We start from the raw sequence: 18,289 nt of genomic DNA on the forward strand, positions 1-18,289 counted from the left end.
GCCATGCAGCCTGCGCATTTGGAAGCGGGGTGGCCCTGTGATCAATTGCGCGCGCCGGAAATAAGGTGGTGAAGTCCCATGGGCAGTAATATCAATCCCGATCCGTTCACGACGAGGCCCGAGATCGAGGGCACGTTCGGGGTCGTCGCCTCGACGCACTGGATTGCGACTGCCGTGGGCATGGCCATCCTGGAAAAGGGCGGCAATGCCTTCGATGCCGGCGTTGCCACCGCCTTCACGCTCCAGGTGGTCGAGCCGCATCTGAACGGTCCCGGCGGCGACGTGCCCATCATCGTGCATGACGTCAAGCGCGGCCGCACCGAGGTAATCTGCGGCCAGGGCCCGGCGCCGGCGCGGGCCACCATCGCGCATTACAGAAGCGAAGGCCTCGACATGGTGCCGGGCACGGGTCTGCTCGCCGCCTGCGTTCCCGGCACCTTCGAATCCTGGATGATGCTGCTGCGCGACTACGGAACGATGCGCGTGCGCGACGTGCTGGAGCCGGCGATCTCCTACGCCCGCGACGGCTATCCGCTGGTCGAGCGCGCCTGCGCCACGATCCAGACCGTCGAGCAGCTGTTCCGCAAGCACTGGCCGACGTCCGCCGCGGTCTACCTCCCGAACAGTGAAGTGCCGAAGCCAGGCACGCTGTTCACCAACAAGACACTGGCTGCGACCTACGCCCGGATCCTGAGCGAGGCGGAAAGCGGCGGCGGTGGCCGCGATGCGGAGATCGAGCGCGCGCGCAAAGCTTGGTCGCAAGGCTTCGTCGCGGAAGCCGTCGACAAGTTCTGCCGAACCCAGGAGGTGATGGACGTCAGCGGCTCGCCACATCGCGGCGTGCTCTCCGCCGACGACATGGCGCGCTGGCAGCCGACCGTCGAAGCGCCACTCACCTACGACTATGGCCGCTACACCGTCTGCAAGGCCGGCGTCTGGAGCCAGGGTCCGGTCACCTTGCAGCAGCTCGCGCTGCTGAAGGGCTTTGCACTCGACGGCCTCGATCCGACCGGGCCGGAGTTCATCCATCTCCAGATCGAATGCGCCAAGCTCGCCTTCGCCGACCGTGAAAAATTTTACGGCGATCCCAAGTTCAACGAGATCCCGATCGCAACGCTGCTGTCGGATACCTACAACGACGAGCGCCGCAAGCTCGTCACCGACAAGGCTTCGCTGGATTTCATTCCGGGCTCGGTCGAAGGCTTCGGCGGTGTCGTCAAGCTGCGCCGCGCGGAGGGCCAGCGCGAGGCGGTCGGCGCGCTCGGCGCCGGCGAGCCGACCGTGGGCCGCTTCGGCGAGGTGCGCGGCGACACCGTGCATTTCGACATCATCGACAGGGACGGCAACATGGTGTCGTCGACGCCGTCGGGCGGCTGGCTGCAATCCTCGCCGATCATTCCCGAGCTCGGCTTTTGCCTCGGCAGCCGCGCTCAGATGTTCTGGCTGGAGGAAGGCCATCCCGCCGCGCTCGCGCCAGGGAAGCGGCCGCGCACCACCCTCTCTCCGACCATGGCGCTGCGCGATGGCGAGCCTTACCTCGCCTGGGGCTCGCCGGGCGGCGATCAGCAGGACCAGTGGATCACGCAGTTCTTCCTGCGCCACGTCCATTGTAACCTCAATCTCCAGGAAGCCATCGACGCGCCGGCCTGGCATTCCGAGCATTTCCCGATCTCGTTCTGGCCGCGCACCGCGCGTCCCGGCGTGCTCGTGGTCGAGAACCGCGTGCCGAAGGCAACGATCGAGAACCTGCGCGAGCGAGGGCATATCGTCGAGATCGGTCCCGACTGGTCCGAGGGACGCCTGACCGCGGCCTCACGCGTGGGTCCGCGCCGGCGCGCCGCCGCCAATCCGCGCGGCATGCAGGGCTACGCGGCGGGACGCTGAAGGCAGCACATGACTTGGTCGATCATCGCGCGCGATCCTGCCACCGGCCAGTTCGGCATCGCGGTTGCGACCCGCTTCTTCGCCGTCGGCGCGCGCGTGCCCTACATCGCCGCTGGCCTCGGCGCCATCGCGACGCAGGCCTTCGTCAATCCCTATTACGGCATCGACGGCGTCAAGCTCTTGCGCGAGGGCCTCAACGCCCACGACGTGCTCGCCACGCTGCTGGCGACCGATGACGGCCGCGAGAGCCGGCAGGTCCATTTGATGGATGCCAGCGGCGCCATCGCCGCGCATACCGGGCGCGACTGCGTCGATTGGTGCGGCCATATTGCCGGCAGCGGCTTCTCGATCGCCGGCAACATGCTCGCGGGGGCCGACGTGCTCGACGAGACAGCGAGGACCTATATCGCGAGCGACAGCCTGCCCTTCCCACGCCGTCTGCTCGCGGCGATGCGCGCCGGCGAAGCCGCCGGCGGCGACAAGCGCGGCAAGCAGTCGGCCGCGCTCGTGATCCACGGCGAGGAGGAATGGCCAGCGCTGGACATTCGCGCCGACGACCATCCCGATCCGCTCGGTGAGCTCGAACGCCTCGAGCGCGTCAGCCACGAACTCTGGGTGCACTTCCGCGCCTCCATGCCGACGCGGCAGAACCCGGCCGGCAACACCGATCGCAGCGTCATCGACGCCAGCATCGAAGCGGCGCGCGCGAGACGATCATGAGCGCCAGCCCCCTCATCGAGATCAAGGATCTGCGTATCCGCTTTCATGGCGACGACGGCCGTATCACCCACGCGGTCGACAGCGTCGATCTCAGCGTCGCCAATGGCGCGACGCTCGGTCTCGTCGGGGAATCCGGCTGCGGCAAGAGCGTGACGTCGCTGGCAATCATGGGCCTGCTGCCGAAGCAGAGCGCGGAAATAAGTGGCGCGATCCGCTTCGACGGTTTCGACCTGCTGACCACGCCGGACCAGACATTGCGCGATCTGCGCGGCAACCGGCTGGCGATGATCTTCCAGGAGCCGATGACCTCGCTCAATCCGAGCTTCACGATCGGCGACCAGATCATCGAGACAATCCTGCGTCACCGCGGCGGCTCGCGGAGGAACGCGCGCGAGCGCGCGATCGAGCTGTTGCGCCGCGTCCATATCCCTTCGCCCGAGCGTCGCATCGACGACTACCCGCACAAGCTCTCCGGCGGCATGCGCCAGCGCGTCATGATCGCGATGGCACTCGCCTGCGACCCGCGGCTGCTGATCGCGGACGAGCCGACCACCGCGCTCGACGTCACCCTGCAGGCCCAGATCCTGGAGCTGATGCGCGAGCTGAAGGCCGCGAGCGGCGCCGCGATCATCTTGATCACCCACGATCTCGGCGTCGTCGCCGAGGTCTGCGACGAGGTCGCGGTGATGTATGCCGGCGAGATCGTCGAGCGGGCGCCGGTCGACGAGTTGTTCTCCGCGCCGCAGCATCCCTACACGGTCGGCCTGCTCGGCTCGATCCCGCGGCTCGACCACCGCGCCGAGCAGCTTGCGACGATCGAAGGCATGGTGCCGAACATGGCACAGCCGCCCGCCGGCTGCCGCTTCGCCGCGCGTTGCCCCTTCGTGCTCGACGCCTGCACCAAGGTGCCGCCGCCACTGGTCGAACTCAGCGACGGCCACCTCTCGCGCTGCATCCGCGCGCCGCTCGAATTGCTGGTGTCGTGATGGCGCTCCTCGAAGTCGAAGGCCTGGTCAAGCATTTCGTCGCTCAGCGCTCGCTGCTCGGCCGCGCGCTGGCGCACGTCAAGGCGGTCGATGGCGTGTCCTTCTCGCTGGAGGCCGGCAAGACGCTGGCCCTGGTCGGCGAATCCGGTTGCGGCAAGTCCACCGTCAGCCGCCTGGTGCTGCGGCTGATCGAGCCAGACGCTGGTATGATCCGCTTCGACGGCCGCGACCTGCTGGCGCTCGACGCCGGGACCTTGCGCGCCTTCCGGCGCGAGGCGCAGATCATCTTCCAGGACCCCTACGCCTCGCTCAATCCGCGCATGACGGTCGACCAGATCCTGACCGAGCCGCTGGCGTTGCACGATCTGGTGCCGCCGGTGCGGCGGGCCGAGCGCGTTGCCGAACTGCTGCGGCTGGTCGGGCTGGAGCCGCGCCTCGCCCGGCGCTATCCGCATGAATTCTCCGGCGGCCAGCGCCAACGCATCGCGATCGCCCGCGCGCTCGCGGTCGAGCCGAAGCTCATCATCTGCGATGAGCCGGTCTCGGCGCTCGACGTCTCGATCCGCTCGCAGATCCTCAATCTGCTGCGCGAGCTCCAGGACCGGCTCGGCCTCGCCTACATCTTCGTCTCGCACGACCTTGCCGTGGTCAAGCACATTGCCGACCACGTCGCGGTGATGAATCTCGGCCAGATCGTCGAGACGGCGGAAGCCGACGCGTTGTTCGCCGCGCCGCGCCACCCCTACAGCCGCGCACTGCTGTCGGCGATCCCGCTGCCACAGCCGAAGGCGAAACGGACGACGGTGCTGCTGGAGGGCGAAATCCCGAGCGCCCTCAATCCGCCCGCCGGCTGCCGCTTTCACACCCGCTGCCCGTTCGTGATCGAGCGCTGCCGCAATGAGGCGCCTGCGCTTCTGGCCGACCACACGGGCCATGCCACCGCCTGTCACCGCACCGCGGAGCTGCCGTCTGCCGACGCCATTCTGCCCGCGGCCGGTGGGTTTTCGCCGGTGCTTGCAAAACTGGTCGCGGCCTTCAGCCAAAAGACGGAAGGCAGCAGCCCCGCCGGGGTTGGTATACAGTACGCCGCGTCCGCAACGAAATAGCCGAAGCAATGGGGATTGACCGATGAAGATGTTTCGCCTGGCCGCAACAGCCGCCGCTGTGCTGGTGTCGATCGGGGCCGCGCAGGCCCAGACCACGTTGCGCATCGGCCTCGCGGAAGACCCCGATATCCTCGACCCCACGATGGCGCGCACCTATGTCGGCCGCATCGTGTTCTCCTCCTTCTGCGACAAGCTGTTCGACATCGACGAGAAGCTCAACATCGTGCCGCAGCTGGCGCTCTCGAGCGAAACCGCCGACGACGGCAAGGCGCTGGTCATCAAGCTGCGGCCCGGCGTGAAATTCCACGACGGTGAGCCGTTCGATGCCGAGGCCGCAAAATTCTCGCTGGAGCGGCATCTGACGTTCCCCGGCTCGTTCCGCAAGCCGGAGCTCGCCTCGGTCGATCACGTCGAAATCGTCGATCCCCTCACGGTCAAGCTGGTGTTGAAGTCGCCGTTCTCGCCCCTGCTCGCTCAGCTCACCGACCGCGCCGGAATGATGATGTCGCCGAAGGCCGCCAAGGAGGCCGGCGACAAGTTCGGCCTTCGCCCGGTCTGCGCCGGCCCCTACAAGTTCGTCGAGCGCGTGCAGCAGGACCGCATCGTGTTCGAGAAATTCGCCGACTACTGGAACAAGGACAACGTCTTCATCGACAAGATCGTGTTCCAGCCGATCGTCGATGCGACCGTGCGGCTCGCAAACCTGAAATCCGGCGGCCTCGACCTGATCGAGCGCGTGCTCGCCACCGATCTCAAGGAGGTGCGCGCCGACTCGCGGCTGAAGGTCGCGACCGCCATCGAGCTCGGCTATCAGGGCATCACGCTCAACATCGGCAAGGACAAGGCCAAGGGCCCGCTCAGCCAGTCCGCCAAGGTGCGGCAGGCGCTCGATCTTGCCATCGACCGCGAGGCGATCAATCAGGTCGTGTTCAACGGCGAGTTTCAGGTCGGCAATCAATGGGTCAATCCTAATCATCCCTATTATCAGAAATCGCTTCCGATCCGTCCCCGCAACGTCGAGAAGGCCAAGGCGCTGCTGAAGGAGGCCGGCGTGACGCCGCCGATCAGCGTCGACTTCCTGGTGCCCAAGGGCGCGGAAACCGAAACACCGGCGCAGGTGATCCAGTCGATGGCAGCGGAAGCCGGATTCGACATGAAGATACGCCTCACCGAATTCGCAACCGGGTTGAAGCAGGCGGAGACGGGCGACTATCAGGCCTACATGCTCGCCTGGAGCGGCCGCGTCGATCCCGACGGCAACACTTTCGTGTTCCTGCACAACGGCGCACCCCAGAACTATGGTGGGTGGAACAATCCACAGGCCGACAAGGCGCTGGAGGAGGCGCGGCTCGTCACCGATCCCGCCAAGCGCAAGGCGAGCTACGAGGTCCTGGCCAAGCTGGTCCAGGAGGAAGAGCCGCTGCTTTACCTCTACCACCGCCGCATCATCATCGCGCACGCGACCAAGCTCGAAGGCTACAGGCAAATGCCGGACGGCCTCGTCCGCGTTGTTGGCCTCAAGCTGAAGTGACGCTGCGAGGATGCTGAACTTCCTCGCCCGCCGACTTGTGCAGATCGTGCCGACGCTGTTCTTCGTCTCGGTGCTGATCTTCTCGCTGCAGCAATTGCTGCCGGGTGACCCCGCGCTGGTGATGGCGGGCGAGGAGCGCGATCCCGCCGTGATCGAGCAGATCCGCCGCCAATACCGGCTCGATCAGCCCGTCCCGGTGCAGTACGCCTACTGGATCAAGGGCGTGCTCTCTGGCGATTTCGGCGAGTCGCTGCGCAACAAGATGCCGGTGCGCGAGCTGATCGCGCAGAAGCTGCCGGTGACGCTGCAGCTCGGCTCGATGGCGATCCTGATCGCGTTGCTGATCGGCATTCCCGCCGGCATCGTCGCGGCCGTGAAGAAGGGTTCCGCGTGGGACTACGGCGCCAATCTCTTTGCGCTGTGGGGAATCTCAACGCCGAACTTCTGGCTCGGAATCATGCTGATCTTCCTGTTCTCGATCGAGCTTGGATGGTTGCCGGCTTCCGGCTACGTGCCGCTCACCGAGAACTGGCGCGCAAGCCTGGCCGTCACCATCATGCCGGCCTTCGTGCTCGGCAATGCGATCGCCGCGATCCTGATGCGGCATACGCGAAGCGCCATGCTTCAGGTGCTGGAAAGCGACTACGTGCGCACCGCGCGCGCCAAAGGGCTGTTGGAGCGCACGGTGATCCTCAAGCATGCCATGCGCAATGCGCTGACCCCCGTCATCACGCTCGGCGCGCTCGAGCTCGGTACGCTGCTCTCAGGCGCGGTCCTGACCGAGCAGATCTTCTCCATTCCCGGCTTCGGCAAGCTGATCGTGGATGCCGTATTCAACCGCGATTATGCCGTGGTTCAGGGCGTCGTCCTGGTCACGGCCACGGTCTACATCACGCTGAATCTGGTGGCCGACATTGCCTACATCCTCGTCAATCCGCGGCTTCGGGGCTGATCATGACCGACGCCGCGCTGCCGAGTCCTCTCACGCGAGCCGACGAGCTGGATAGCCCGGCCCGCCGCGCGCGTCGGCGGCTGTTCAAGCGCAAGGCAGCGGTGTTCGGGCTCGTCGTGCTCACGATATTCATCACCCTTGCCGTGCTCGCTCCGCTCATCGTGCCCTATGATCCCATCGCGACGAGCTGGAGCCTGGTGCGCAAACCGCCGACCTTGGCCCACTGGTTCGGCACCGACGAGCTCGGCCGCGACATCCTCAGCCGCGTCGTCTACGGCGCGCGCGCCTCGCTGCTCGCAGGCCTGATCTCGGTCGCGATCGCGCTCGGCATCGGCGTGCCGCTCGGTCTCCTTGCCGGCTACCGCGGCGGCTTCGCCGACGCGCTGATCAGCCGCATCACCGATGCGATGCTGGCCTGCCCGTTCCTGATCCTGGCGATCGCGCTCGCCGCGTTCCTCGGCCCGAGCCTCGGCAATGCCATGATTGCGATCGGCATCTCGGCGACGCCGATCTTCATCCGCCTGACCCGCGGCCAGGTGCTCGTCGTCAAAGCCGAAGACTATGTCGAGGCCGCGCGCGCACTCGGCAATCCGCCGTGGCGGATCGCGCTCTCGCACATCCTGCCGAACATCCTCCCCTCGCTTCTGGTGCAGGCGACGCTCTCGATCGCTGCGGCCATCATCGCCGAAGCCGCCCTCTCCTTCCTCGGCCTCGGCCAGCAGCCTCCGGCGCCATCGTGGGGCAGCATGCTCAACGCGGCACAACGCTTCCTGACCCAGGCGCCCTGGATGGCAATCTGGCCGGGCCTTGCGATCTTCCTCGTCGTGCTGTCGCTGAACTTGCTCGGTGACGGCCTACGCGACGCGCTCGACCCAAGGCAGCGCTGATTATTCCTCTTGGTGAGAAGCTCAGACCACCACCTCCCGCAGCACGCGGCGGCAATCCATCTCGAATTCCAGATCGACCACCGGCGGACGGGCGAAATGCCAGGTCAGCCCGGAGCGGAGCGCGCCACGGCGGACCAACTCGTCCACCAGCGCATGGTGAAAGTCGTGCACGGAATAGGCCTGCACCCCGGTTGTATCCTTCCAGCCGAAGCCGAAGGCTGCCATCCGGTTTTCCATCTGCGACGTGGTGGTGAAGCGCACCTTCTCGCGCAGCCCCTCCGGGCTGAGATCGCGGTAGCGCACCGTGCGCTCGACATAGGAGCCGCTGCCCTCGCGCGCCTCGGCGCCGCCGGCGATGACGAAGCTCGGCAAATCTGACCGCGTCGGACGCGTGAAGGAGAACGCATAGAACGACGGTTCGGACGGCGGATCGATCTCGGGGCAGACATTGCTGCGCGCCACCGGATTGGTGCTGCCGTCGAAGATGCCCCATTCGGACAGCGTCTTCACATAGTGCAGATTGAACGCGCGAAAGCCTTCTTCGCTGAAGGCCGCTGGCGAGCGCAGCTCGCAGGCGCAGAACGCCGTCAGCGGGCGGCCCGCCTCCTGGATGAACTTTGCCGCCAGCGCAAATCCTTCGGCGAGCGGCACCAGGCGGTCGAACCGGACCCGCTCGATCTCGTAGCCCTCATCCGCGGCAGCACCGGCGGAATATTGGAAGACGGACGGGATGAAACGATAGTTGCCGGCCGAGAATTCGCGCGTCATGACGGACTCCTATTCCAGTTGCATGCGAGTGCCCTTGGCGCCGTTGAGCAGGCGCTTCAGGTGAAATCCGGCCAGCGGATCGTCGGCGTGCATGCCGACCAGCGCGGCGAAGGACGGCATGGCCGCGGCATCGCCGGCCTCCATTTTGGCAAACGCTTCGGCATATTGCGCCGTCGCTGGCGCCTCGAACCTCGCCTGCGGCAGCGGCTCGAATGCGCGCAGCGGCTCGCTGCGTCCGCGCAGCATCAGGTCGCCCACGGGACGGCCACGAAAGTTTTCGGCCCCATTCGCAACGCTGGCACTAACGCAAATGCGCGTTCCCAGGTGCTTGTTCGCCGCCTCAAGCCGGGCCGCAATATTGATGGTGTCGCCATAGGCCGTGTAGTCGAAGAAGCGGTTGCCGCCGAAATTGCCAACCAGCGCCGGACCGGCATGAGCGCCGATGCGGGTAGCTCCGAAATTCACGCCTCTTGCCTTCCAGCGCGCCGAAAAGTCCTCCGCCCAGGCGTCGAGAGCATGGGCACAGGCGACCGCGCGCGTTGCATAGTCCGGCTGGTCGCCGGGGGCGTTGAACAGCACCTGGATCGCATCGCCGATGATCTTGGCGACCGTCCCCTCATGGGCGAAGACGATCTCGGTCATGCCGCCGACATATTCGTTGAGGAGCTCGCCCAGGGTCTGCGGAGGCGCGGTCTCGACCAGCGAGGTGAAGCCTGTAATATCGGTGAACAGGGTGGCGACATCGCGCCACTGCACCTCAATGCCGTCGCCATCGACGTTCGCGGCCAGCCGCCTTGCAATCTCCGGCGAGAAGAAGCGCGACAGCGAGGCATGGGCGCGCTCGGCTTCCATCTGGCGCCGCCGCACCTCGCGCAGCATCTCCACATGGCGGACGGTCTTCTCGATCGTAGCTTCGAGGTCGGCGAAGTCGATCGGCTTGGTCAGGAAGTCGAACGCACCGCGGTTCATGGCGGTGCGGATGTTGCTCATGTCGCCGTAGGCCGAGACGATGATGGTCGACTTCTTCTCCTGGGCCTCCTGGAGCTTCGCGAGTAGCGACAGGCCGTCCATTCGCGGCATGTTGATATCGGAGACCACCATGTCGACATGCGGATTCTGCTCCAGCGCTTCCAGCGCCTCCAGGCCGTCGCGCGCGAAGATCAGCGCGAGCTGCCCATCGCGGATCTGCCTGCGGAATTTCTGCAGGATCAGCGCCTCGAGATCCGGCTCGTCGTCGACGAAGAGGATGGTCGCAGTCATGCGGCTTGCTCGAGCCTCGTGTCGATCTCCTGCCGCAGCAGCGCAAAGTCGATCGGCTTGGTGAGGAGCCCGACGGCGCCCCGTTCGATCGCCTTGCGGCGCGTCTCCGCATCGCCATAGGCCGTGATCATGATGACGGGAACATCGGGATGCGCGGCACGCACCTTCGGCAGCATGTCGAGCCCGCTCATGCCGGGCATGTTGATGTCCGACAGGATCAGGATCAGCGAGGGATCACGGACTTCGGCGGCGCGCTCGAGCGCCTCGGGGGCCGAGAGGGCAAACTCCATCTGAAACCGGCCGGCGCGCAGGTCGCGCCGGAACTGCTGCCGAAACAGTGCCTCGACGTCGGGCTCGTCATCGACGACCAGGATGTAAACGTTCAAGACTTTCCTCCGGAAGTGTCGCCCGCTGCCATCGTCCGCGGCAGCGTGATGATGAACTCGGTGAATACACCTTGTGTGGTGTCCACGTCGATCGTGCCGCCGTGTTGTTTCACCACGATGTCGTGGCTCATTGAAAGGCCGAGTCCCGTGCCCTCGCCGGCCGGCTTGGTGGTGAAGAAGGGATTGAACATCTTTTCCTTCACCTCGGCTGGAATCCCGGTGCCGTTGTCGCGAATCCGGATCTGGACCCTGTCGCCGAGATTCTTCGTTGCCGCGCGCAAAGTGGGCTCGAATGCATCGCCCTCGCTCTCCTTGCGCTTGGCCGCGGCATAGAAGCCGTTCGAGATCAGGTTCAGCAAGACGCGCGTGATCTCCTGCGGATACACCTCGATCATGCCGGCATCCGGGTCGAAATCGCGCTGGAGCGTGACGTTGAAGGCGGGCCTTTCGGCGCGCGCGCCGTGATAGGCGAGATTGAGGCTCTCCTCGACCACCGCATTGATGTCGACGGCGCGATGCTCGCCGGAACCCTGACGCGAATGCAGCAGCATGTTCCTGACGATGGAATCGGCGCGCTTGCCGTGCTGCACCACCTTCTCGAGATTGGCCCTGAGCATGCCGGTCAGCTCGTCGACCTCCTTCTTCGTCTTGCCGTCGAGCGCGGCCGATTGCAGGATCTCGTTGAGCTCGTCGATCAGCTCGGTCGAGACCGCGGAGAAGTTGTTGACGAAGTTGAGCGGATTCTTGATCTCGTGGGCGATGCCGGCGGTGAGCTGGCCGAGGGAAGCGAGCTTTTCGGTCTGGATCAGGCGGTCCTGCGCGGTGCGCAACTCATCGAGCGACTGCGACAGCTCAGTGGTGCGCTCCCGAAGCTGCTTCAGCAGACGCGTATTCTCAATTGCGATGACGGCCTGCTTGGTAAAGTTCTGGACGAGAGCGACCTGCTTATCCGTGAAGCTGCGAATCTCTTGTCGGAAAATGGTGATCGCGCCAATCAGATCGTCCTCTTTCAGCATTGGAACGACGAGGAGCGTCCGGGCCCCGGCAATATCTGCCATTCCAACGACATTGGGAACGCCGGCCTTGTAGGTCGGACTCTCTCTCAAATCACGGATCTGCGCCGGCTGATGCGTCGAAACGACTGCAGCCAGAATCGATCCTGGGTGTGGAAGGATCGGCGTCCGCTTGCGGTAGGCGGAGAATTCGGGCGGAATGTTGTAGTCCGTGGCGATATTGAATTTACTGCCGTCCCACAGATTCATCGTACCGAATTGAGCCCCGCAAACCCGCGTAGCATTCTCCAGCATCTTGCGGAACACCGGCTCCAATTCGCCGGGGGAGGAGCTGATGACTTCCAGCACTTCCGACGTCGCGGTCTGCTGTTCGAGCGCCTCCCGCAACTCGGCCGTGCGCTGCTCCACCTTCTTTTCGAGGTCGGCATAGGATTCCTGCAGGCGCGCGCCCATGTCGTTGAACTGGTCGGCGAGTCCTTCGAGCTCGTCGCCGGTCTTGATCGAGATGCGCTGGGAGAAATCACCACCGCCCATTCGTTCCGCGCCGCTCCGCAGCGCCTGGATCGGCCCGACCATGCGGCGCGCCAGGAAGATCCCGGCCAGCACCGCGAAGATGGATGCCGCGAGCAGCACGATTGCAAGGCGCTGCAGCGAAGCATAAAGCGCGGCATAGGCTTCCTCGACCGGCAGCTCGACGAACATGGTCCAGCGCAGCGGCTCGATCGGGGCCGATGCGGTCAGCACCTTCTGCCCCTGGATGTTGTGGGCCTCGGAAAGCACGTCTGGCATGGCGCCGCCGGCTTGCACGGCGCGTACCTGCGCAAGGCCGGACATGTCGGTGTTGCGCAGCACGAGACTGATGTCGGGATGCGCGATCAAGCGGCCCTCCGGGCCGACCACGTAGGCGTTGCCGTGCTCGCCGACCTTGATCTGGGACACGACGTCCCAGATCAGCTTGAGATTGACCTCGGCGATGCTGACGCCGGCATCCTTGCGTGCGCCCGCCAGCGCCAGCGTCATGTAGGGCTCGGACTCCCGGCGAAAATAGACCGGCCCGTAATAGACCTTGCGCGCGACCGCTTCGGTGAACTTCGGATCGCTCGACAGGTCGATCCCGCTGTCGAGCACGTCCATCGCCAGCCGCGAGACCCGCAGCCGCTCCTTGCCAGTCGAATCCACCTGGGCCAGCTCGGTGATCGCAGGGACCTGGCGCAACAGGCGCAGCGCGTCGAACCGGCGCTGCTCGATCGAGCCGCCCGACCAGGGCAGCTGCGTGGTCCAGCCGAGCTGGCTCTCGATCTCCTTGACGAACCGGCCGATCTTGGCAGCGGCCGCCTCGGCCTGCTCGTGCTGGACCCGGATCAGAGAGGCCTTGTGCTCGCGATAGTAGAAGTAGACCTCGAACAGGCCATTGGCGAGCAGCGCAATGGCGACGACCGCCACGAAAAGCGCGACGTATTTGGCGAAGAGCCGGGTCCGGATTCCGCGCCCCGCAGTGTCGCCGGAGGCGACCTCGCCTGGGGCCGCGCTCGGCAATGTCCCGGCTCGAGGTGTATCGGGGTGGAGGGACAGGCTCATTCCACGGAACCTAGCAAGAAGACCGGACCTTGTCTCTCGCAAGCGCGGCAAGGAGCTCGCCCGAGACCCAACGAAAAGGGCGGCAGCGGATCACCGCTGCCGCCCTTTCGGGACTAGCCTGCCGGCGGCCTCAGGTCGGCCGTAGCGCCTTTGAATCGAGGTCCAGCTCGCCGATCTGCTTGTTCCGCTCCGAATCGGCCGCCGCGCGATGGTCGGTCGCCAGCACCACATAGACTGCCGGCAGCACGAACAGCGTGAACAGCGTGCCGATCGACATGCCGGCGACGACAACGAGACCGATCGAGAAGCGGCTGGCCGCGCCCGCGCCGGTCGCGGTCAGGAGCGGGATCAGGCCGGTCACCATCGCGGCCGTGGTCATCAGGATCGGCCGCAGACGGATGCGGGCCGACATCTCGATGGCCGAGCGGCGGTCGAGCCGCTCGTTAACCTGGAGCTCGTTGGCGAACTCCACCATCAGGATGCCGTGCTTGGTGATCAGGCCGACCAGGGTGAGCAGACCGACCTGGGTGTAGATGTTTATGGTCGCCATGCCGAAGAACAGCGGGATCAGCGCACCGACGATTGCCATCGGCACCGAGATCATGATGACCAGCGGGTCGCGCAAGCTCTCGAACTGGGCCGCCAGCACCAGGAAGATGATGATCAGCGCGAAGCCGAAGGTGATGGCAAGCTGATTGCCTTCCTGCACGTATTGCCGGGAGTCAGCCAGATAGTCGTGGCTGAAGCCTTGCGGCAGCTTCTTGGCCTCGCCTTCGAGGAAGTCGACCGCAGCGCCGACGGTCACGCCGGGCATCGGCACGGCGGAGAACGTCGCCGAATTGAGCTGGTTGTAGTGCGTCAGCGAATTCGGATCGGTCTTGGTCCTGATCGAGACCACGGTCGACAACGGAAGCTGCTGCCCGGTGTTGGTCGTCACATAGTAGCCACCGAGCGATTCCGGGGACAGCCGCTTGCCGCGCGGCACCTGCGGAATCACCTGATAGGAGCGGCCCTCGAGGTTGAACCGGTTGATGTAATTGCCGCCGAGCAGCACCGCGAGCGTCGAGCCGAGGTTCTGCATGTTGACGCCGAGGTCCTGAGCCTTGGTGCGGTCGATCGTCACCTCGACGTTCGGCTGGTTGTAGGCGAGGTCGCTATCGGAGACGATGAACATGCCGCTCTTGCGTGCAGCCTCCTTCAGCTTCTCCATCTGCTCATAGACGGTCTGGAAGCTGGCCGTGGAATTGATCACCATCTGGATCGGCAGACCGCCGGGTCCGCCCGGCAATGGCGGCAGGTTGAACGCGAACGCCTGCACGCCCTCGATCTTGGAGAGCTCGGCCTGCACCAGCGGCTTCAAGGCGATCGACGAGCGTGTGCGCTCGTCCCAGGGCTTCAAGAGCATGCCGGCAATGCCGCCTTGCGGGCCGTTGATGCCGTTCAGCACGAAACGCAGATCGGTCTCGGGGAATTTCTGGAATTCCTTGTCGAGCTTCTCGCCGTAGAAATCGACATAGTCGATGTTGGCGTATTTCGGCGCCTTGGTCACCGCGAACACGATGCCCTGATCTTCCTCGGGCGCCAGCTCCTTCGAAGTGTTCATGTAGAGGAAGCCGACGAGTCCCAGGATCGTCACGGCGAACAGGCCGGTGATGGCCTTGTAGTCGAGCGAGCGGTCGAGCTTGCGGCCATACCACCGCGTCATGGCGCCGAACACCCGGTTCACCAACTTGGCGAAGCGGCCCTCTTCGGTGTTCTTCAGCAGCACCGAGCACATCATGGGCGACAGCGTCAGCGCGATCACGCCTGATACAATGACCGAGCCTGCGAGGGTAAACGCAAATTCGCGGAACAGCGACCCGGTGAGGCCACCGAGGAACCCGATCGGCGCGTACACGGCGGCGAGCGTGATGGTCATGGAGATGACCGGCCCGACGATTTCGCGCGCGCCTTGTAGCGAGGCCTGGACCGGCGTCTTGCCCTCCTCCAGATGGCGATGGATGTTCTCCACCACGACGATGGCATCGTCGACGACGAGGCCGATCGCCAGGACCATCGCGAGCAGGGTCAGCAGGTTGAAGCTGAAGCCCAGCGCCAGCATCATCGTGCAGACGCCGATCATCGACAACGGAATGGTGACGACGGGAATGATGACGGAGCGCAGCGAGGCCAGGAACAGGAAAATGACCACGATCACGATGATGACGGCTTCGCCCAATGTATTCCGCACCTCGTCGATCGAAGATTGGATGAACTTGGTCGAGTCGTAGGCGACCTTCATCTTCATCGAGGGCGGGAGGTTGCGTTCGAGCTCGGGGAACAGCGCGCGCACACCCTTGACCAGCGTCAGCGGATTACCCTGTGGCGTCGCCTGCACGCCAATGAAGATCGCGCGCTCGCCGTTAAAGGCGACGCTGGCATCCGTGCTCTGGGCTGCAAGCTCGACGGTGGCGATGTCCTCCATCCGCACGAAGCCGCCGTCCTTGGCCTTGACGATCATCTTCTTGAACTGATCGACGTTGGTCAGGCCCGTGTTGGTCGAGACGTTCGAGACGATCAGATAGCCCTTGGTCTGGCCGGCCGCGGACTGGAAGTTGTTGGCCTGGATCGCCGCCGCAACGTCAGCCGGCGATACGTTGCGGCCCGCCATCTTCACGGGATCGAGCCACAGCCGCATCGCAAAGGTCTGGCCGCCCAAAATGTCGGCCGAGGCGACGCCGTCGACGGTCGACAGCACCGGCTGGACCACACGCGTCAGATAGTCGGAGATGGCCGAGCCGGACAGCTCGTCCGAGGAGAAGCCGAGATACATCACGGCCGTGGTTTGGCCCGTGGTCTTGGTGACGATCGGGTCGTTGGATTCCTTCGGAATCAGGTACTTCACTGAATTGGTCTTCGCCAACACCTCGGTGAGCGCCTGGTTCGGATCGAAATTCAGCTTGATGTAGACCTGGATCGTCGAGGTGCCGAGCACCGAGGACGAGGTGATGTAGTCGACGCCTTCGGCGGACGCGACCGCCTGCTCGATCGGCGTGGTGATGAAGCCCTGGATCAGGTCTGCGGACGCGCCGGGATAGACGGTCGTGATGTTGATGACCGTATTCGACAGCTTCGGATATTGCCGGATCGGCAGCACCATTGCCGCGCGCAGGCCGATCAGCAGGATCAGCAGGCTGACGACGACCGACAGGACCGGTCGTTTGATGAAAATGTCGGTAAAGGCCATCGCGGGCGATCTCGATTTCTTTTTTTCAAGACGCGTGATCCGGCCGGGCCGGATCACGCGAGGATATTGTCAGTAGCGCGGCGGCTGCGCCGGGATCTGCGGGGCCGGATCGGTCGAGATCGATACCGGCGCGCCTGATTGCAGCTTGAGCTGGCCGAGAGCGACGACCTTGTCGCCTACCTTCAGGCCCTTGACGATTTCGACGCGACCCTCGACCCGGTTGCCGGTCTGCACGAAGGTGCGCACCGCCGACAGGCTGGTCTTGCCGTCTTCTTCCTTCTTCTCGGTGATCACGAACACCGAGTCGCCGTACAGCGTGTAATCGACTGCCGTTTCAGGCACCGTGATCACGGCCGGCTTTTCCGGCAGCACCACGGTCGTGGTGACAAACATGCCGGGCTTCAGAATCTTCTCCGGATTGGCAATCGTGGCCTGCACGCGGATGTTGCGAGTATCGGTCGAGATCTGGGGCTCGATCGTGGTGATCTTGCCCTCGAAGGTGCGGCCCGGATAGGCGTCGACCTTCAACCGCACGACCTGGCCGACCTTGAGGCTGCCGGAATCCTTTTCCGTCACCGTGAAGTTGGCCCACAGCTCGGACAGATCGGTCAGCGACACGATCGCCGTGCCGGCGGTCAGATACTGGCCGACCTCGACCTTGCGCATGCCGAGATCGCCGGCGAACGGCGCGCGCACCAGCTTCTGCGAGATCAACGCCTCGGTCTTGGCGATGCCCGCCTGGGCCTGGTCATAGGCAGCCTGCGCGGTATCGACGGTCGCCTGCGGACCGAACTGGCGCGAGGCCAGCTGCTTGGCGCGTTCAAGCGACAGCTGCGCGACGGTCGCTTGCGCCTTGTAATTGGCGAGATCGCCCTGCTCGGGCGCGTCGAACAGTTGCACCAGCGGCGTGCCGGCCTCGACGCGCGTGCCCGGCTCGAACTTGATCGCGGTGACACGGCCGTTGACGTCGGCGCTGACGTCGACCTGATGCACGGCGACGAGGCTGCCGACCGCGGTGAGCAGGTTCGGCACCACCTCGGACTTCGCCTCGGCCGCGCTGACAGCGGTCGGCGGCGGCTTGTTGTTGGCGAAGAATTGCTTGATCATCTGGCCGCGGAAGTAATTGAACCAGACGAGCCCTCCGACGAGCACGGCCAGAAGCGTGCCAACGATGATGAACCAGCGCACTGGCCGGACCGGACGCTTGGGAGCCTTGTTGTCGATCGGTTGCCCCGAAATCTTGTTTTCGGCCACGATGTTCATGTCATGCACTTTCTGCAATCGCCGCCCGGTTCGCATCCGCGGCCTGATTGCGGCCCAGATGCGAAGCAATTGCGGCGTCGTTAAGTCCGATACCCCTCAGGAGAAACTCACAGAGCTGCCGCTCCAGGTCGGTCGCCCTGCCGTAAGCAAGACAGGGCGTGGCCGGCAGCCTGGTCAGCGCCGCGGTCATCACCGCATGATGCGCGAACCAGAACAGGTTGAGCGGATCGCCAGCGCAGGGCCGCGCGTCACCGCTCGCAACCGCACGCTCGAGCGAGGCGACGAAGACAGCGCCGATCAGCGTCTCGATCTTGGCATACAGCAATCGGGCGAATTCGCCGTCATCCAAATGGCTCGTGGCCATTAGCCGCAGGCGCTGGGCCTCTTCCTGATCGGGACCGTCGGCGATCTGGAGGAAGTGTTCGACCATGCCGCGGATCACCTCGACCAGCGTAGCCGTCGACGGCTCGCGCTCGAGCAGCTCCATCAGAGCGGGATCCGCCTCGCATTCGTCGCTGAGGATCTCGGCGTAGAGCGCCGCCTTGGACGGGAAATGCTTGAACAACAGCGCTTCAGAAATGGCAGCGGCGGCCGCCACGCTCTTGGTCGTGGTGCCGTTATAGCCGTGTCGGGCAAAGCAGCGCTTTGCGGCGCCGAGGATCAATTGACGCCTCAGGTCGCTCGTCATACGCAATGAGCTCATGCTGGGTGAGTAAGCACTCACCCACG

At 64.9% G+C, this 18,289-nt stretch carries 14 protein-coding genes; 7 read left to right on the forward strand and 7 right to left on the reverse strand.

The window, feature by feature from the left end; genetic code table 11:
- Window positions 1–78: 78 nt before the first annotated feature.
- Genes I6F31_RS00855 through I6F31_RS00885 form a run of 7 tightly spaced genes read left to right on the forward strand, consistent with a single transcriptional unit; the run spans window position 79 to window position 8,066 of the window.
- Window positions 79–1,884, forward strand: coding sequence for a gamma-glutamyltransferase family protein (locus I6F31_RS00855; RefSeq protein ID WP_225146103.1), 1,806 nt, complete (start codon window positions 79–81; stop codon window positions 1,882–1,884).
- 9 nt (window positions 1,885–1,893) lie between these two features.
- On the forward strand, window positions 1,894–2,604 hold the full coding sequence (locus I6F31_RS00860; RefSeq protein ID WP_036004762.1) for a DUF1028 domain-containing protein: 711 nt from the start codon (window positions 1,894–1,896) through the stop codon (window positions 2,602–2,604).
- Entirely contained in the window at window positions 2,601–3,590 is a 990-nt protein-coding gene (locus I6F31_RS00865; RefSeq protein ID WP_225184530.1) for an ABC transporter ATP-binding protein, read from the forward strand. Before I6F31_RS00860 ends, I6F31_RS00865 begins: the two co-directional genes overlap by 4 nt.
- Window positions 3,590–4,696, forward strand: a complete 1,107-nt coding sequence (locus I6F31_RS00870) for a dipeptide ABC transporter ATP-binding protein (protein ID WP_225184531.1) — start codon at window positions 3,590–3,592, stop codon at window positions 4,694–4,696. The genes I6F31_RS00865 and I6F31_RS00870 overlap by 1 nt, the downstream gene beginning before the upstream one ends.
- A gap of 22 nt (window positions 4,697–4,718) precedes the next feature.
- Window positions 4,719–6,227, forward strand: coding sequence for an ABC transporter substrate-binding protein (locus tag I6F31_RS00875; protein WP_225184532.1), 1,509 nt, complete (start codon window positions 4,719–4,721; stop codon window positions 6,225–6,227).
- 10 nt (window positions 6,228–6,237) lie between these two features.
- Window positions 6,238–7,179, forward strand: a complete 942-nt coding sequence (locus tag I6F31_RS00880; protein ID WP_025034874.1) for an ABC transporter permease — start codon at window positions 6,238–6,240, stop codon at window positions 7,177–7,179.
- Between the two features lie 2 nt (window positions 7,180–7,181).
- Window positions 7,182–8,066 carry an ABC transporter permease gene (locus tag I6F31_RS00885; RefSeq protein ID WP_225184533.1) on the forward strand — a complete coding sequence of 295 codons (885 nt, stop codon included), beginning with the start codon at window positions 7,182–7,184 and terminating at the stop codon, window positions 8,064–8,066.
- A 21-nt stretch (window positions 8,067–8,087) separates the two neighbouring features.
- Here the strand turns inward: I6F31_RS00885 and I6F31_RS00890 are convergent, their stop codons facing one another.
- The 7 genes from I6F31_RS00890 to I6F31_RS00920 all read right to left on the reverse strand — a co-directional run bounded on the left by I6F31_RS00890 (window position 8,088) and on the right by I6F31_RS00920 (window position 18,263).
- Window positions 8,088–8,834: a hypothetical protein gene (locus tag I6F31_RS00890; RefSeq protein WP_225127385.1), complete on the reverse strand. Its 747-nt coding sequence runs from the start codon at window positions 8,832–8,834 to the stop codon at window positions 8,088–8,090.
- A gap of 9 nt (window positions 8,835–8,843) precedes the next feature.
- A complete protein-coding gene (locus I6F31_RS00895) occupies window positions 8,844–10,094 on the reverse strand; it encodes an adenylate/guanylate cyclase domain-containing protein (RefSeq protein ID WP_036004735.1) in 1,251 nt (416 codons plus the stop codon).
- The gene (locus I6F31_RS00900) at window positions 10,091–10,480 is read right to left on the reverse strand and encodes a response regulator (protein ID WP_025034870.1); all 390 of its coding nucleotides are present in this window, start codon (window positions 10,478–10,480) and stop codon (window positions 10,091–10,093) included. The genes I6F31_RS00895 and I6F31_RS00900 overlap by 4 nt, the downstream gene beginning before the upstream one ends.
- Window positions 10,477–13,071: an ATP-binding protein gene (locus I6F31_RS00905; protein ID WP_036025799.1), complete on the reverse strand. Its 2,595-nt coding sequence runs from the start codon at window positions 13,069–13,071 to the stop codon at window positions 10,477–10,479. The genes I6F31_RS00900 and I6F31_RS00905 overlap by 4 nt, the downstream gene beginning before the upstream one ends.
- Window positions 13,072–13,201: 130 nt before the next feature.
- Window positions 13,202–16,297, reverse strand: a complete 3,096-nt coding sequence (locus I6F31_RS00910) for a MexW/MexI family multidrug efflux RND transporter permease subunit (protein ID WP_036025801.1) — start codon at window positions 16,295–16,297, stop codon at window positions 13,202–13,204.
- Between the two features lie 69 nt (window positions 16,298–16,366).
- Window positions 16,367–17,560 carry an efflux RND transporter periplasmic adaptor subunit gene (locus tag I6F31_RS00915; protein WP_036004727.1) on the reverse strand — a complete coding sequence of 398 codons (1,194 nt, stop codon included), beginning with the start codon at window positions 17,558–17,560 and terminating at the stop codon, window positions 16,367–16,369.
- A gap of 1 nt (window position 17,561) precedes the next feature.
- Window positions 17,562–18,263 (reverse strand): TetR/AcrR family transcriptional regulator, encoded by a 702-nt coding sequence (locus I6F31_RS00920; protein ID WP_063822469.1) that lies wholly within the window; start codon window positions 18,261–18,263, stop codon window positions 17,562–17,564.
- Window positions 18,264–18,289: the final 26 nt, after the last annotated feature.

It is taken from the genome of Bradyrhizobium sp. NBAIM01 (genome assembly GCF_020194115.1).
Taxonomy (GTDB): Bacteria; Pseudomonadota; Alphaproteobacteria; order Rhizobiales; family Xanthobacteraceae; genus Bradyrhizobium; species Bradyrhizobium yuanmingense.

What these genes read in the sequence shown, in the direction of transcription:
- I6F31_RS00885 (WP_225184533.1), top strand. Translation starts at nt 7,182, where the DNA reads ATGACCGACGCCGCGCTGCCGAGTCCTCTCACGCGAGCCGACGAGCTG.
- I6F31_RS00860 (WP_036004762.1), top strand. Translation starts at nt 1,894, where the DNA reads ATGACTTGGTCGATCATCGCGCGCGATCCTGCCACCGGCCAGTTCGGC.
- I6F31_RS00915 (WP_036004727.1), bottom strand. Translation starts at nt 17,560, where the DNA reads ATGAACATCGTGGCCGAAAACAAGATTTCGGGGCAACCGATCGACAAC.
- I6F31_RS00920 (WP_063822469.1), bottom strand. Translation starts at nt 18,263, where the DNA reads ATGAGCTCATTGCGTATGACGAGCGACCTGAGGCGTCAATTGATCCTC.
- I6F31_RS00905 (WP_036025799.1), bottom strand. Translation starts at nt 13,071, where the DNA reads ATGAGCCTGTCCCTCCACCCCGATACACCTCGAGCCGGGACATTGCCG.
- I6F31_RS00910 (WP_036025801.1), bottom strand. Translation starts at nt 16,297, where the DNA reads ATGGCCTTTACCGACATTTTCATCAAACGACCGGTCCTGTCGGTCGTC.
- I6F31_RS00895 (WP_036004735.1), bottom strand. Translation starts at nt 10,094, where the DNA reads ATGACTGCGACCATCCTCTTCGTCGACGACGAGCCGGATCTCGAGGCG.
- I6F31_RS00880 (WP_025034874.1), top strand. Translation starts at nt 6,238, where the DNA reads ATGCTGAACTTCCTCGCCCGCCGACTTGTGCAGATCGTGCCGACGCTG.
- I6F31_RS00875 (WP_225184532.1), top strand. Translation starts at nt 4,719, where the DNA reads ATGAAGATGTTTCGCCTGGCCGCAACAGCCGCCGCTGTGCTGGTGTCG.
- I6F31_RS00865 (WP_225184530.1), top strand. Translation starts at nt 2,601, where the DNA reads ATGAGCGCCAGCCCCCTCATCGAGATCAAGGATCTGCGTATCCGCTTT.
- I6F31_RS00855 (WP_225146103.1), top strand. Translation starts at nt 79, where the DNA reads ATGGGCAGTAATATCAATCCCGATCCGTTCACGACGAGGCCCGAGATC.
- I6F31_RS00890 (WP_225127385.1), bottom strand. Translation starts at nt 8,834, where the DNA reads ATGACGCGCGAATTCTCGGCCGGCAACTATCGTTTCATCCCGTCCGTC.
- I6F31_RS00870 (WP_225184531.1), top strand. Translation starts at nt 3,590, where the DNA reads ATGGCGCTCCTCGAAGTCGAAGGCCTGGTCAAGCATTTCGTCGCTCAG.